This window comes from Synergistales bacterium (genome assembly GCA_021736445.1).
In the GTDB taxonomy this organism is placed as follows: Bacteria; Synergistota; Synergistia; order Synergistales; family Aminiphilaceae; genus JAIPGA01.
Genome location: JAIPGA010000002.1, coordinates 19,255 through 33,847, shown reverse-complemented (window position 1 = coordinate 33,847; position 14,593 = coordinate 19,255). Strand labels below are relative to the sequence as shown.

The following is a 14,593-nucleotide window of genomic DNA, read 5'->3' as shown; positions in this document are numbered from 1 at the left end:
CCGACATGCGAAGAGGGGAGAGGGGCTTTGCCACAAAGCCCCTCTCCCCTTATGCGCTGCGCATCTCTTCGTATCAGAATGCCTTGCTACTCGGATTCCTGGGCGGCAATCTTCTCCAAGACCACCTTGTAGCCATCCGCCCCGTATTCGAGAAATTTCTTGACCCTGCTGATCGTCGCAGTACTTGCGCCTGTCTGTTGCGCAATCTGAGGATAGGTGTACCCCTCCCGCAGGAGTCGGGCGACCTCCAGCCTCTGGGCGAGCGCTCGTATCTCGCCGATTGTCGCGACATCTTCCAGAAAATTGTAGACCTCCTCTTCCGTTTCCAGCGCTATGATAGCTTTACACAACTGGTCAGTAAGGCGATCCTTCCACTTTTCAGCCATAGTTTCATCCCCCCATGGAACATATTTAACGTTGTTATGCGATGCATTGTTCAGAGAGAGTATACCATAGATTTTCGGAGGCCTCAAGCTTTACAGGAATGAAGTCATCATCCGTGATGAGCCCGCCCCTTCCTGTCCTATGGCTATGCAGAGATCTCCAACCGCTCCTGTGTCTGCCGCCGTTCGCTCTGTTCAGACAATCCCTGAAAGACATCCAACACACGTCGCATTTCCTCTTCCCTGCCTACAGCAACGCGTCTCCAGGTTCCTTCCCAGGGGAGGTCATCAACCCTCCGCAGGGCTACAGATGCACTGGAGCAGGCCTCGTCCAATACCTGTTCCGGCACGGAGGAGCGAACCAGCGTAAAGTTGGCCTCACTGGGAAAGGCCCGGAAACCGGAAATGCGATTGACGGTATCGATGAACTGCTTCCTGAGATACCGCACACTGTACACCCTGCTTTCCATCCATTCCTGATAGGAGAGGGCGATCCCCGCCACAGACTGCGTTAGACCGCCGACATTGTAGGGGCTCCGCACTGCTTCAAGATCTGCAATCAGATCGGGCGGACCGACAGCGTACCCCAAACGCAATCCCGCCATCCCCCAGGCTTTAGAAAGTGTACGCAGAATGAGCATATTCTTTTGCTGCAGTGAAAACCGATCCAGCATTGATGATGACGCAAACTCCGCATAGGCCTCGTCGACCACAACAGGACAGGGAGAGAGATCGGCAAGCTCCTCGAGTTGTCCGCAGTCGATGGAGAGACCTGTCGGGTTGTTGGGATTGTCGATCAGGACCAGATCCGGCGAATTCCCCGCTATGACGTCAAGCAGCGCCGCGTAGTCTACGTGGAACCGATCCGCTTCCAGGGTGAGGGGCACCTTCCGTTCGTCTGCAGAGAAAACCCGTGCGAGACGTTGATACTCCGTGAAGCTCGGATAGAGCCGAACAAGCCTCCGAGATCCCCTGTTCAGATAGCTGAGAAAGAGGTACTGGAGGATCTCGTCACTCCCGTTACCGACAAAGATGCACTGTTCCGGAACCCCTGTTCGTTCGGAAAGCATCCTTTTGACGGCCCTGCAATCCGGATCGGGGTACCTGTTGAAATCCAGACTGCACAACAGCTCGCGGAGTTCCTCTCGGGGAGCGGGCGGCAATGAATAGGGGCTTTCATTCTTGTCCAGCCAGGCCGTGGTCCCATCTTCGTTCCAGTTCATGGATGCTCGAGCTCCAAATTTACCCATCTCTGCATATCCTCCCAAATAGTGTGATATCACACTAAAAAATTCAGACACAACGGGGACAGTTTACCATGCTAGTAGAGACGGGTCAATGCCGGATTTGTTTTTTGAACTAGATTTAGAATATAAGTACGGAATTACCAACATTCCTCCGGAGGCTGTACCGTGTGTGGCCCTATTGCAGCCCGGCCGCCACCAGTGCCGCCTGGAGACTGGGCATGGTTGGACGATAGACCTGCCGCAAAGGGGCACCCACACCGATAAAGGCCCCTGAAGCGAATCCCCGCCAGGCCATGAGATCACTCGTTGCATCACCGATGAAGAGCAGGCGGGTGGTTTCAAAGCGTTTGCTCAAGAGGGATAGCCCCTCCGGTGAGGGTTTTGCCGGGCCAGAGTCAGGGGTGACGGCATGGGAAAACGGGAAATCTTCCCAGCCGATCTGTTGCAGCGCCAGCTCCAGTTCCTCCCTGGGGCGACCGGTGTAGATCCCTACGGGAAGCCTGAAAGAACGCCAATGTCGGAATATCTGAGGACGCTCCAGGCGATAGTAGCCTTTTCCATTACTATATTGGGGGGAGAGGCCGCGTAACCGCCGGAACTGTTCTCCCATATACAGCTCCTCACAGATACGACGTACATATCGCCGTTCTACCCTGGAGCCAAAGGCCTCGGGAATCCAGCGCTCAAGGGAGATGTCCTGAGGTATCGAGGCCAGTACCTCCCGCCACTCCTCGAGTGAGGGGAATTCTCCTCTGAAGATACCCTTCGCCGCTGCACACAGGGCAAGCCAGGCGATATCGTAGTCATCGTTGCAGGCCCCATGCCCTTTGCATGCATTGAAATAGGACACATCAAAGCTGTGCGTTCCCAGGGGACGCCCTGTCGCAGCAGGCCATCCTATCCTGACTGCTTCCGCAACAACCTTGGGGTAAGAGTTCTGCACATCAACAAGCACGCCGTCAACATCAAACACAATTGCTTCAATCGAACCGTACATCTCCCTCGTCAGCCTCCTTCACATATACAATCCAGTTGGTTTGACCGTTCTTCCTGCTCTGCCTTTACGCGGCACAGGGAAGATGATATCATGCCTCAGTCATCGACACCTAACGCATCATTGGATTAAATCAGGAAAGAGGTGTGTTCATGCACTATGTCGGCAACAGGGCTCTCTGGAGCACCTTTCCTTTCCGGAAAGCCCCCACTGTGGGAAGCAGCGCGGCAGAGCACCCCAAACGACCTGTTCATCAGGCAACCTGTCCACCACAGGCAAGGGTAACCATGCATCCTCCCGCCGCTCGCAGGAGACATCCCGGATTGGAACAGAACGGTCCACAGCACCACCGTATCTACAGTACGGATTGCGGCGTTTGCGCTGAGGGTGGCACTCTATGACTGGGTCACCCCGAGGGTGCAGCTATTGGGGTGGAGAAGCGGCCGCCGCCCTCCTGCACCTCCAGAACACATTCCTCTCCCGGTTCAAACGCTTTGGATACCAGCAGTTCTGGCCCTCGGGACTGCAGACAATGGAAACCGCCTGGAGACGGCTCCCCGAGGAATTCCACAACCGACTTGTCGCCATCACCACCCCCTATGGTGAGCTGTGCTGCCTGCGCGGTGACCTGACCCTCTCGGCGATCTCCTATCTCGCCGGGCACCATGCACCGGAAGAACGCCCCTTGCGACTCTGTTACGCAGAACGGGTGTACAGGGCTCCGGAAGGTCCTGTCACGGAGATGGAGCGCCTGCAGGTCGGCGCGGAACTTCTTGGATGGGACGGAAAAGGCGCCGATGTAGAGCTTCTCTGGCTTCTTCTTTCGGCTCTTCAAGAGGCCGGGGCGGGGCACTGCATGCTTGTACTGGGGGATATCCGCATCCTGGAAGGCCTCCTGACCGGCACTGAACCGCGATATCTGCGGCAATTCCACGACGCCCTCCTGGCTGACTCCCTGCCACGTTACCTGGATGTCATCGAAAGGGCGCCGCTGGATCCGGAAACCAAGCGGATGTTACGAGCCCTGCCGCACCTCAAGGGCCACCCGGAGGTCCTCCAGAAGGCCCGGTGTGTCCTCGGTGATTCAACGGTGCTGCAGGAACTCCGGGAGATTCTCGATGCTCTTGAAGCACTGGGATTCGGCGATTCCCTCTTTGTCGACCTCTCTCTCGTTCGCGAACTGGATTATTATAACGGCCCCATCTTCGAGGTATACACCCCGACATCGGGCATGTCGATAGGTGGGGGAGGCCGGTACGACGGTCTGCTGGCCAAATACAACCTGTTGGGGCAAGCTTTGGGATTCGGCCTCGACATGGAGCAGCTTGCCCGCGAATGCCGCCAGTCGCTACCGGGGAAACCGGCCGTTCTCCTGTGGTCCGGCGGGCTCGCACCGCAGGAAAGCATCAGGTACGCCAACACCCTCACAGCAGCAGGAGCCGTCGTGGAGTTCAGCTGGGAACACGACCGCCGCACCTCGCAGCATCTCGGCGCTCTCCGCCGCTACCGCTGGTGGGCCCGGGCGGGGGAAAACAGGATCCTCGATCTGGAAACGCAAGACGACATGGACATCAGAGACTGGAAGGAGCGGTACGGGGAATGCTGACCTTTGCTCTTCCCACAGGAAGGATTCTCGATGAGGCGATCACCATTCTCCACAAGGCGGGACTGCCCGTGGAAGCACTCCAAAGGAAAGGGCGAAACCTTGTGGTGGAGGATCGTGACATCCAATACATTCTCGCCAAACCGATGGACGTACCGTTGTATGTGCACTACGGCGTAGCGCAGCTGGGGTTAGCCGGCAGCGATGTGCTCTGGGAACGGAACACCTCTGTCATGGAGCTTCAGAACACGGGGATAGGACGATGCCGGCTCGCCATCGCCGGCCACCCACGTTTGCGGCAGCGGTTTCTCAGTCATGAGAGCTCTATCATGGGACTGCGTGTGGCCACCAAGTATCCCAGGGTTGCGGAGGACCACTTTGCAAAACGGGGAGTGCAGGTCGAGATCCTCGCCTTGCAAGGTTCGATAGAGCTTGCACCACGCCTGGGGCTTGCCGACTGTATCCTCGACATCGTCCAGTCAGGCGAAACATTAACAGCCAATGGACTCATTGTGCTGGAAGAGGTCGCTCAGGTATCCGCCAGGCTTGTGGCGAGCAAGAAGGCGGCACGCCTCCTCTGGCCCCAGTTGCACCGCATAATCGAAGCGATAGAAAGGGGACATGAAACTGGTGCTGCAGATTGAACGTAACACTGCAGAAACAGAGGTGCGGCTTGCCCTTGATCTGCACTCCGGAAAACCGGAATGCCTGATCTCCACCTCCGTAGGATTCCTCGACCATATGCTCACACTGCTGGGCCACCATGCCCAATGGGTTCTCAAGGTGTCTGCGCAGGGCGACAGCGCGGTGGATGACCACCATCTGGTTGAAGACGTGGGCATCCTGCTGGGGAAGGCTCTCCGTGAAGCTGCCGCTGCAATCGGAACAATAGGCCGGTACGCATCCCTCACGCTGCCGATGGACGGCAGTCTGGTCCTTGTCTCCGTAGATGTGAGCGGCAGGGGAGGGGCGTACCTGGATCTCCCGTTTCCCACCCAGAAGTGCGGTTCCTTCGACACGGAACTGGTCGCCGAATTCTGGAAGGCTCTGGCACGCGAGGGAGGCATCACCCTCCATCTTCGCACGTTGGCAGTGGATAACAGCCATCATCTCGCCGAAGCCACCTTTAAAGGTGTGGGACGCGCCTTGAAAGATGCCTGCACCGCAACACAGGCGCCCCCGTCAACAAAAGGAGTGTTACTATGATTGGCGTTATAGATTATGGAGCAGGCAACATCGGCAATGTGCTGCGTGCATGCCAACGGATCGGCGCAGAGGCAAGGTTCCTCCACACCCCATGGGAGGCAAAAGCATGCGATCTCCTCATTCTGCCCGGTGTCGGCGCCTTCCCGCCGGCAATGGAGCGATTGCAGAGGGCGAAGTGGTCCGGTTTCCTTACCCAATGGGCTCACAGCGGGAACCCCCTGGTGGGCATCTGCCTCGGCATGCAGCTGCTCTGTGAATGCAGCCACGAAGGCGATCAAACCACCGCAGGCCTGGGGCTTATCGAGGGCAGCGTGTCCCCCCTTCGGCAGCTCAGCCGGCTGCCCCATATGGGGTGGAACACCGTGAGCTTCTCCAGACTCCCTGTGCAGGCCCAGGAACTGCGGCAATTCAACAGCAGCTACTTCTATTTCGTCCACAGCTATGCTCTGGATGACTCCAGCGCCGCCGTCGCCTCAACAACCGTAGAGGGGACACGCTTCGTCTCCGCCGTACAGCTGGACAATATCTGGGCCTTCCAGTTCCACCCCGAACGGAGCGGTGCGGAAGGCCTTTCCTTCCTCCGCCACGTCATTCAGATGCTTGGCAAACCAACCTCGGTGGGGGTGTAGAATCGTGCTGCTCTTTCCTGCTATCGACCTGTACGACCAACAGATTGTCCGCCTCCGCCAGGGCGACTTCGCCCAACGGCAGGTCTACGGCAAGGACCCCTTTGCCCTGGCCGAAATCATTCGAGACACAGGATTCACCCACCTGCACGTTGTAGATCTCCAGGGAGCCAGGGAAGGAACACCCAGGCACCTCGCTCTGCTGAACCGCATCGCAGCTCTGGGATTGCATGTCCAGTACGGCGGCGGCCTCAGAACCACAGAGGCCATACAGAATGCCGTCGACGCAGGGGCCTGGCGGGTCATGCTGGGAAGCGTTCTTCTGTCTGGAAACAACCGATGCCGCCAAATCGTCGCTCGCTTTGGGGAGCGCATCCTCCCGTCACTGGACGTGAAGGGAGAGCTGATCGCAACAGAAGGGTGGCGCAAGGATACGAAAACGAGGCTTACCGAGGTAATCCCCGAATTCCTGGACCTCGGCACCTCCTCCTTCCTGATCACCTCGATCCTCCACGACGGCATGCGTTCCGGACCGAATGTCGAACTCTACAAAAGAACTCTGGAGCAATACAGCAACATCAATATTGTTGCAGCTGGAGGCATTCATACAGACAGCGATCTCGCCCGCCTCAGGGAAACCGGGGTTTTGGGGGCCGTAGCGGGCACAGCCCTCTTTGAAGGAACCATCACCTCATTCAAAACAATACGGAGAATGTTTAATGCTGACTAAACGAATTATCCCCTGCCTTGACGTTAAAGAAGGACGTGTCGTCAAGGGCAGACAGTTTGTTGGACTCCGCGATGCCGGTGACCCGGCAGAGCTGGCCGCTCTGTACATGGCTCAGGGAGCAGATGAAATCGTTTTCCTCGACATCAGCGCTTCAGGCCAACAGAGAAAGACCGAGGCATCCTGGGTCAACACCGTGGCCGGGAACCTGTTTATCCCCTTTACCGTGGGCGGGGGCATCACCAACCTCGACGAAGCCGTCGCTCTCGTCACGCTCGGCGCCGACAAGATCTCCCTCAACACGGCGGCTGTCCGTAGGCCTGCGCTGATCCAGGAATGCGCCCGCATCCTTGGTTCGCAAGCCGTTGTCGTCGCTGTCGACGCCCGACGAACCCAGGACTCCTGGGAGGTTGTGGTGAAAGGGGGAACCGAAGAGACAGGAATCGACGTGCAGGACTGGGTGGAGCAGGCCACCCGGCTTGGAGCCGGTGAGATCCTCCTTACCTCCATGGACAGAGACGGGACAAATATGGGGTACGATCTGGCGCTCCTGCGATCCGTAGCCGACCGCGTGCGGGTCCCGCTGATCGCATCAGGCGGCGCCGGCACTGCACAATCCATTGCCGACGCCTTGGCCGCAGGCGCCGATGCGGCTCTCGCCGCTTCGATCTTCCACTTTGCCGAAACAACGGTGGATCGGGTCAAAGAGCACCTCACCGCACAGGGTATCCCCGTACGCACACTCAAGAAGGGAGAACAGGATGAGTGACATCAGCACAGCATTACCTGAAGTTCGCTTTGATGAAAAGGGGCTCGTTCCGGTCATCGCGCAAAACGCGGCCAACGGCGAGGTGCTCATGCTGGCCTACGCCAACCGGCAGGCCCTGGACAAAACCATTGCTACCGGTGAATTGCATCTCTTCAGCCGCAGCCGCCGGCAGCTCTGGAAAAAGGGCGAAACCAGCGGCAACATCATGTACGTACGGGATATCCGCATCGACTGCGATGAAGACAGCCTCCTGGTACTGGTGGAACCGAGTGGCCCCGCATGCCATACGGGGCACCGAAGCTGTTTCTACCGCCTCTATTCGGATGCCGGCGAAGGAGACATCACCTTTCTCTCCGAACTGCAGGAGGTCATCGGCAAACGGAAAACAGAAGGTCCGGAAGGAAGCTACACCCACAGGCTACTCACCGGAACCCCAAGAAGGATCGCCCAGAAGATCGGCGAGGAGGGGGTCGAGGTAGCCTTGGCCCTGGCAAGCGGAGACCGCCCCAACCTCACCGAGGAGAGCGCAGACCTTCTGTACCATCTACTGGTTGGTTGGGAGCAGATCGGATTACCTCTGCAGGATATCTGGTCCACGTTAGAGCTGCGGCATCGTAAGCCTTGACAACCTGCACCGGCACCCGTGCATTCTCTTTTAGTACGCATAGTCACGACAATGATCTCATATTGACAACTTGACGCCCCCGTTCCAGACGCGTACACTACCTTAGATATCAATATGCGCTTGGTTCGGGCTGCCAAATCCCTGAGGGATGCCCGCATAACCAGCGGAAGGAGTGTCAGGCAATGTTTGCAGTTGTTGAAACAGGCGGAAAACAGTACAGAGTCGCCCCGGGAGATGTCATCAAGGTGGAACGACTCCCGGAGGAAGAGGGACAGTCCATTACCCTTTCCAAGGTGCACCTTCTCTCAAATGATGGCGGTGTGCAGGTCGGGAATCCCCTGGTAGAAGGGGCCTCGGTTTCCGCAACCGTCCTCCAGCAGGGGAGAAACAAGAAGGTTAATGTCTTTAAATATAAAAGCAAAAAGAAATACCGGAGAATGCGCGGACATCGCCAACCCTTTACAGAGCTTCGCATAGATGAGATAAACGCTTAGGCTACCCGAAGTAGAGCTCGGTTGGCAATGACCAGCATCACCCTGTACAGACACGGCGGGCATCTGCAAAGGATCGTTGCTTCCGGACATGCAGGCTACGGCACCCACGGAACGGATATCGTCTGTTCAGCCGTCTCCGCCTTGATGCAGTGTCTCCTGGTGGGATTGGACGACGTCGCCGGCGTGTCCCCCAGCGTCATCTGGAACCGGGAAAAGGAAACGATGGACATATCCTGGAACCCCGGAGAGGAAGCAGTGGGATTGCTCACGGAGAGTATAGGACTGAGTCTTAAAAATATTGCACTAACATACGGGGAATACATTTCCATCAAGGAGGTACAGCAATGAGAGGCTTTGATCTGCAGTTTTTTGCACATAAAAAGGGGCAGGGAAGCAGTGCGAACGGTCGGGATTCGATCAGCAAGAGGCTTGGAGTGAAAAAACACGACGGGCAAAACGTAAAAGCAGGGAATATTCTCGTCCGGCAGCGGGGCACAAAGATACACCCGAGCCGTAATGTCGGCATCGGCAAGGACGATACACTGTTTGCGCTCAAGGAAGGACTTGTGCATTACCAGACAAAGGCAGGTCGCAAATACGTTTCCATTGAGTCCACAATATAGCAGAACGTGGAGAGGCATTGTTTGTTGCCGAGACGACGGGGCCACAGGTAGGTGTGGCCCCGCTTTTGCCGTGAGGAGAACCATCGATGCGATTTCTGGATCAAGCAACCATTAAAGTCAAAGCAGGACGAGGAGGGAACGGCTGCCTCAGTTTCCGCCGGGAAAAGTACGTGCCTAAAGGTGGACCGGACGGCGGAAACGGTGGCCACGGCGGCAGCGTCATACTGCAGGGAAACCGCGGATTGCTGACCCTGGCCGATTTTTCCCATGCCACACTCTTTTCGGCTGAACATGGGGGGAACGGAAGGGGCAAGAAACAGCACGGGAAACAGGGCGAGGATGCGGTGATTGAGGTCCCCTGCGGCACATCTGTCTACGATAAGGAATCGGGTTCCTTGCTCGCCGACATTGTAGAACATCACGAGCAAGTCTGTGTCGCCCTGGGAGGTCGGGGAGGGCGGGGGAATGCACATTTCGCCAACTCGATCCGCAAAACGCCACGCTTCTCAGAGAAGGGGGAACCAGGCCAGGAACGGGGGCTGCAGCTGGAATTGCACCTCATCGCAGACATCGGCCTTCTCGGCGTACCGAATGTAGGAAAATCCAGCCTACTCGCTGCCATATCCAATGCACACCCAAAGATCGGTTCCTATCCCTTTACCACGCTGACGCCAAATCTGGGGGTCCTGGAAACGGAGGAACGAAGGGTCACCGTTGCCGATCTCCCCGGACTTGTGGAAAAGGCGCACGACGATGTCGGACTGGGGCTCCGTTTTCTCAGGCATATCAGCCGCACAAAGATCCTCCTGTATGTTGTCGACATCAGTCTCCCCACCCCGGAAGAGGTGGTGGAGCAGTGGCGCACCGTACAGCAGGAGTGCCACACCTACGATTCCGCTCTGGGCAACAGACCGAGTGTTGTCGTGGCCAACAAATTCGATGCGGCCCCAAGCGCCACACACGTACAGAAGGTCCTGGACGCCTTTGACGGACTCGAGCAGCCGGCACTCACCGTAAGCGCCTGGACAGGATACGGCCTGGCCGATCTCTCGGAAGCCCTCGTCAGCCTGGCGGCCCAGTACACACAGACACCGGCGTCTCCAGGACATCGCCCTGACGCAACCAAAGCCGGGGCCGGGACCCTCCGGCACCATGCCCATGAGGCAGAGGCGGTCTCCATTGAGCCCTGCCCGGAGGGATACCGCGTACGCCATCATTACCTGGAGCGAATAGTGCAGCGCTACGATTTTGAACAGGATGAAGCGGTTTTCCGCTTCAATAAGCTGCTAAAAAAACATAAGGTCGAAGAAAAACTGCGGGAAAACGGCGCTGTGCCTGGCGAGACGATCATGATCGGAGACGTTTCCTTTGCATTCCAACCGGAAGGAAGCTATACCCCAGATGCAAAGGGGTAGGTAATGTTCCCAGGAAGCACGGGAGACACCCGATAGGCATATCCAACGGGAAATAGCGAACGCCGGAACAGGGGGAGTACCGTGCCTTCAAGCAAGCATACAATGCGGCGTCAGCGGATCGGCATCATGGGTGGTACCTTTGACCCTATCCATTACGGACATCTCGTGGTAGCTGAAGAGGCCTACTTTTCGCTCCGGCTTTCGGAGGTCATCTTTGTCCCTACGGGGTTGCCTCCGCACAAGCGGGAGATGGATATCTCCCCTGCAGAGGATCGCCACACCATGACGCTTCTGGCGACATTGGACAACCCGCATTTCGTGCTCTCCCGCGTCGAAATCGACCGCGAGGCCGCAAGCCACACTGTCACCACGCTCAGGGAAATGCGTCACTGGTTCCCGCCCGACAGCGTCACCTTTTTCTTTATCACCGGGATGGACGCCGTCCTGGATATCCAGACCTGGAAAGAGCCCTATGCCTTGACGGAACTCTGTACGTTGGTCGCCGCGGGACGACCGGGATACAATAGAGCCGAGCTCGACAAGCTCCCGGAGCGTATCCGGCAATCTATATTCCCTCTGGAAATCCCCCTCCTCGCTATTTCAAGCACGGAGATACGACGACGGGTTGAGTCGGGGCGAAGTATCCGGTATCTTGTGCCTTGGTCGGTGGAACATTATATCTACAAAAAAGGCCTCTATTTTCGCAGTGGGCGGTGAAAACTCGTGCACAAATCGAAACTTCTTCTGGCGCTCCTGCTGGCCCTGCTTTCGGCAACGGTTGGGGTCGCCTATCGTCTCCACGGTGTGGTGACACCCGAAGCGGAGGACATTAAAACAAGCTTTGCCGGCAATGGTGAATCCACAACAATAGACACGCTCCACGTGCTGCTGGTGGGTGTGGATGAAACCGAAGGAAGCCATCGGGCCGACACGATCGCCGTGGCGAAGATCGACATCGACCGGAAGATGGTCAAGCTGCTCTCTCTGCCGCGGGATACAAGGGTCCGTGTCCCCGAACACGGATGGCAGAAGATCAACCATGCCTACGCCTACGGTGGGGTAGAGCTTCTCGAAGAAACGGTGGTCAACTACCTCGGAATCCCCATTGAGCGGTACATCGTTTTGAACTATACGACCTTCCCCGAGCTTGTCGATATGGTGGGCGGTGTCGACATTACCGTTAAAAAACGCTTGCACTATGTAGATAGAGCAGGGGATTTGTACATCGATATCCCGGAAGGAAAACAGCATCTGGATGGGGAAACCGCCCTGGAGTATGTGCGGTTTCGCAACGACGCCATGGGGGATATCGGCAGGGTAGAGCGGCAGCAGAAACTCGTGATGGCGTTGCTGGCAAAACTCAAACGCCCCGGCATGCTTCCGAAGCTTCCCACCATCGCCAAAAAAACCATCGATATGCTTGACACGGATCTTACGGTAACACAGGCGGTGCAGCTCGCCAGTTATCTCAAAGACCTCTCCCTGAACGAGATCAACTTCGCCACGCTTCCGGGCAACCCCGCGTACATCTCCGGTGTCAGCTACTGGCTGGGGGATCTCAACGCTGCCTCGAAGTTTCTGACCGCCAGTGGAGATAGCGACATACCAGGCGACGAGGACCCCGAGGCAGAAGAATCCTACGCATCCAGAACGGATGAACCTACCATACCTGAGGAGCAAGCCGAACGGCTGCTGCAGGAGATCCGTTCACCCATAGCTGTGCTGAATGGAGACGGGACCAAGGGATTGGGAAGAAAAACAGCGACAGCACTGCAGAAGCTCGGCATCGATGTCGCCCACATAGGGAATGCCAAGCACTACGATTATCACTTCAGTAATATCTATTTTCCGCCAGAGGAGCAGCAGGCCATCAAAGGCACAGCCAACTCCCTTGGCAACCTGTGCGGGATAGAAAAAGGCCTGGTGCGTTCAGGGGATCAGGCGGCGTATGTTCAGCTCATCGTGGGCCACGACTACGAACGCATTCTGTCCCGTCTCGGGGGAATACATATCGACAACGACTAAGGGATATTTTTTAATAAAAATCTGCAAAAAAGAGCAGTGGAGGTGGAATTTTGAGAGAAAATGAAAAATTTTACGGTTTCGAAGAAACGCTTTACCGGTTAGACCAAAAGCATGCCGAGGATATTGCAATACTTGATCTACGCGAATCGACAGCTATAGCTGATTTCTTCATTATCGTAACAGCAAATTCGAAGACCCACATGAAGACCCTTCAGGAAACGGCAGAGGAGTCGCTGGAACAGGCGGGGATAGAGTGCCATCTGGAAGGGCGAGAAAGCGACCGGTGGCGCCTTGTCGACGGCATCTCGGTGGTGGTGCACATCTTCAGCCGTGAAGGCCGTTCATTCTACAGTCTGGAACGCATCTGGGGAGATGTACCGACATCTCTCTATTCCCAAAATATGCCCGAACAGCCGGCACAGGCGCGGCAGAACCAGCAGTTTGAGCAGCTTCGTCAGGCAGGTTTTTCCCGCAACGAGTAGATTTCCTGTCTGGTTTGCCGGTTTTGATTACTGTGTACCAGAACGGCTACCGTACCATGCTGTTCCCATAAGAACCGAGCGATCATGCATGCATGTCCGGAAACGGACATCCCTTCAGGCAGAGGGATGTCCGTTTTTTGTTGGCTTGCTATGCAGTATAGGGCGGCCTCAAAGGAGCTCCCTGTGTCCACCTTCGGAACACAGCAGCAGGTAAGCGCAAGCACACACCAAAGAAGCAGAACGAGGAGAGCGGAGCGCTTCTTTTTGTGTCCTATAATATATCTTATGTTAGGTACGGGGCACCGACAGAATGCCATGCCAACCGATTTTCGATTCTTGATTTATATTATGTGATATGTGAAATTAGTAACGATATGCCCGGGAATACCGGGTCAGGACACACACCAATACGCATAGCAAACAAAGGATCCAAAGATCTAGGCGATCTCCATGGCTATACGGATCACCTCGGCAAAGGTGTCGGCTTTCAGGGAGGCCCCCCCGATCAGTGCGCCGTCCACATCGGGGCGTTCCAGGATCGCCTGGGCATTCCCGGGTTTGACGCTGCCGCCATAGAGGATGCGGGTTTTGGGGGCGACCCTGTGCCCAAAACGCTCTGCAATCAGCCGGCGGATAAACTGACACGCCTCCTGTGCGTCCTCAGGCGATGCATTCCGCCCGGTTCCAATAGCCCAGACAGGCTCGTAGGCGATCTGTATCCATGAGGCCACCTCTTCTGGTGTCTGGTGGGCTATAGCGGTAAGCACCTGCTTCTCCAGGACATCAAAGGTGTCGCCCTTCTGCCGCTCTTCAAGGGTCTCGCCGACGCAGAGCATGACCTGGAGATCCGCGCTCAGCACACGGGAGACCTTCCGGGCAATAAGATCCGTCGATTCGGCAAAGATATGCCTCCGCTCGCTATGGCCAACGAGAACCTGTCGCGCACCGAGCTCTTTGACCATATCAGCGGAAATCTCCCCGGTATACGCCCCACTTGCTTCGCAGTAGGCATTCTGTGCTCCATAGACAACAGGCATATCCCGAGCGCTCTCGGAAAAGACGTGCAAAGAGGTGAATGGAGGGAACAGCGAGACATCTACCCCTCGGCTCTCAAAGGATTCTTGATCGAAGGATAGTGCCGCAAATTGCCCTTTCAGTTCATCCAGATACCCCTTTGACTGCCGAGGCCCGAGGTTCATCTTCCAGTTCCCGGAGATATGCATCCTTCTTGGTTCCACAAAAAGCCCTCCTCTTTTTTATTTTCATTTTTTCATTGTATTGCTTTCAGCTGTCGCGCGCCGGAGGTCTGGTTGCTCTTCTCGGACGCTTCTGCGGCCCGACGCCACTTCCAAATAGATGCAAGGGCGCTAAAAA

General features: G+C 56.6%; 18 protein-coding genes. 14 read left to right on the top strand and 4 right to left on the bottom strand.

The genetic code is table 11. The features are described 5' to 3' along the window. Nucleotides 1–86: 86 nt before the first annotated feature. From K9L28_00640 to K9L28_00630, 3 genes are all read right to left on the bottom strand, one after another. Entirely contained in the window at nt 87–386 is a 300-nt protein-coding gene (locus K9L28_00640; protein ID MCF7934840.1) for a helix-turn-helix domain-containing protein, read from the bottom strand. A 143-nt stretch (nt 387–529) separates the two neighbouring features. Beyond that, nucleotides 530–1,606 (bottom strand): histidinol-phosphate aminotransferase family protein, encoded by a 1,077-nt coding sequence (locus K9L28_00635; protein MCF7934839.1) that lies wholly within the window; start codon nt 1,604–1,606, stop codon nt 530–532. Between the two features lie 199 nt (nt 1,607–1,805). Continuing rightward, on the bottom strand, nt 1,806–2,627 hold the full coding sequence (locus K9L28_00630) for a hypothetical protein (protein ID MCF7934838.1): 822 nt from the start codon (nt 2,625–2,627) through the stop codon (nt 1,806–1,808). A gap of 394 nt (nt 2,628–3,021) precedes the next feature. Between K9L28_00630 and K9L28_00625 the strand changes: the two genes are divergently transcribed. The 14 genes from K9L28_00625 to rsfS all read left to right on the top strand — a co-directional run bounded on the left by K9L28_00625 (nt 3,022) and on the right by rsfS (nt 13,219). Next, nucleotides 3,022–4,230 carry an ATP phosphoribosyltransferase regulatory subunit gene (locus K9L28_00625; protein MCF7934837.1) on the top strand — a complete coding sequence of 403 codons (1,209 nt, stop codon included), beginning with the start codon at nt 3,022–3,024 and terminating at the stop codon, nt 4,228–4,230. Next, nucleotides 4,224–4,871 carry an ATP phosphoribosyltransferase gene (gene hisG, locus K9L28_00620; protein MCF7934836.1) on the top strand — a complete coding sequence of 216 codons (648 nt, stop codon included), beginning with the start codon at nt 4,224–4,226 and terminating at the stop codon, nt 4,869–4,871. The genes K9L28_00625 and hisG overlap by 7 nt, the downstream gene beginning before the upstream one ends. Continuing rightward, on the top strand, nt 4,849–5,433 hold the full coding sequence (locus K9L28_00615) for an imidazoleglycerol-phosphate dehydratase (protein ID MCF7934835.1): 585 nt from the start codon (nt 4,849–4,851) through the stop codon (nt 5,431–5,433). Before hisG ends, K9L28_00615 begins: the two co-directional genes overlap by 23 nt. Then, nucleotides 5,430–6,062 carry an imidazole glycerol phosphate synthase subunit HisH gene (gene hisH / locus K9L28_00610; protein ID MCF7934834.1) on the top strand — a complete coding sequence of 211 codons (633 nt, stop codon included), beginning with the start codon at nt 5,430–5,432 and terminating at the stop codon, nt 6,060–6,062. The genes K9L28_00615 and hisH overlap by 4 nt, the downstream gene beginning before the upstream one ends. 4 nt (nt 6,063–6,066) lie before the next feature. Beyond that, complete coding sequence (locus K9L28_00605) at nt 6,067–6,789, top strand: 1-(5-phosphoribosyl)-5-[(5-phosphoribosylamino)methylideneamino] imidazole-4-carboxamide isomerase (protein ID MCF7934833.1); 723 nt, start codon at nt 6,067–6,069, stop codon at nt 6,787–6,789. Continuing rightward, complete coding sequence (gene hisF / locus K9L28_00600; GenBank protein ID MCF7934832.1) at nt 6,779–7,555, top strand: imidazole glycerol phosphate synthase subunit HisF; 777 nt, start codon at nt 6,779–6,781, stop codon at nt 7,553–7,555. The genes K9L28_00605 and hisF overlap by 11 nt, the downstream gene beginning before the upstream one ends. Further along, on the top strand, nt 7,548–8,180 hold the full coding sequence (hisIE, locus tag K9L28_00595) for a bifunctional phosphoribosyl-AMP cyclohydrolase/phosphoribosyl-ATP diphosphatase HisIE (GenBank protein ID MCF7934831.1): 633 nt from the start codon (nt 7,548–7,550) through the stop codon (nt 8,178–8,180). The genes hisF and hisIE overlap by 8 nt, the downstream gene beginning before the upstream one ends. A gap of 182 nt (nt 8,181–8,362) precedes the next feature. Next, nucleotides 8,363–8,674: a 50S ribosomal protein L21 gene (gene rplU, locus K9L28_00590; protein ID MCF7934830.1), complete on the top strand. Its 312-nt coding sequence runs from the start codon at nt 8,363–8,365 to the stop codon at nt 8,672–8,674. Nucleotides 8,675–8,701: 27 nt separating this feature from the next. Beyond that, complete coding sequence (locus K9L28_00585; GenBank protein MCF7934829.1) at nt 8,702–9,022, top strand: ribosomal-processing cysteine protease Prp; 321 nt, start codon at nt 8,702–8,704, stop codon at nt 9,020–9,022. Next, complete coding sequence (rpmA, locus tag K9L28_00580) at nt 9,019–9,297, top strand: 50S ribosomal protein L27 (protein ID MCF7934828.1); 279 nt, start codon at nt 9,019–9,021, stop codon at nt 9,295–9,297. The genes K9L28_00585 and rpmA overlap by 4 nt, the downstream gene beginning before the upstream one ends. 86 nt (nt 9,298–9,383) lie before the next feature. Then, nucleotides 9,384–10,712 carry a GTPase ObgE gene (obgE, locus tag K9L28_00575; GenBank protein ID MCF7934827.1) on the top strand — a complete coding sequence of 443 codons (1,329 nt, stop codon included), beginning with the start codon at nt 9,384–9,386 and terminating at the stop codon, nt 10,710–10,712. Between the two features lie 102 nt (nt 10,713–10,814). Then, entirely contained in the window at nt 10,815–11,429 is a 615-nt protein-coding gene (gene nadD / locus K9L28_00570) for a nicotinate-nucleotide adenylyltransferase (GenBank protein ID MCF7934826.1), read from the top strand. Between the two features lie 39 nt (nt 11,430–11,468). Next, entirely contained in the window at nt 11,469–12,737 is a 1,269-nt protein-coding gene (locus K9L28_00565) for an LCP family protein (GenBank protein MCF7934825.1), read from the top strand. 50 nt (nt 12,738–12,787) lie between these two features. Continuing rightward, nucleotides 12,788–13,219 carry a ribosome silencing factor gene (gene rsfS / locus K9L28_00560; GenBank protein ID MCF7934824.1) on the top strand — a complete coding sequence of 144 codons (432 nt, stop codon included), beginning with the start codon at nt 12,788–12,790 and terminating at the stop codon, nt 13,217–13,219. A 437-nt stretch (nt 13,220–13,656) separates the two neighbouring features. Here rsfS and tpiA read toward each other — a convergent pair whose 3' ends face one another. After that, on the bottom strand, nt 13,657–14,457 hold the full coding sequence (gene tpiA / locus K9L28_00555) for a triose-phosphate isomerase (GenBank protein MCF7934823.1): 801 nt from the start codon (nt 14,455–14,457) through the stop codon (nt 13,657–13,659). Nucleotides 14,458–14,593 lie beyond the last annotated feature (136 nt).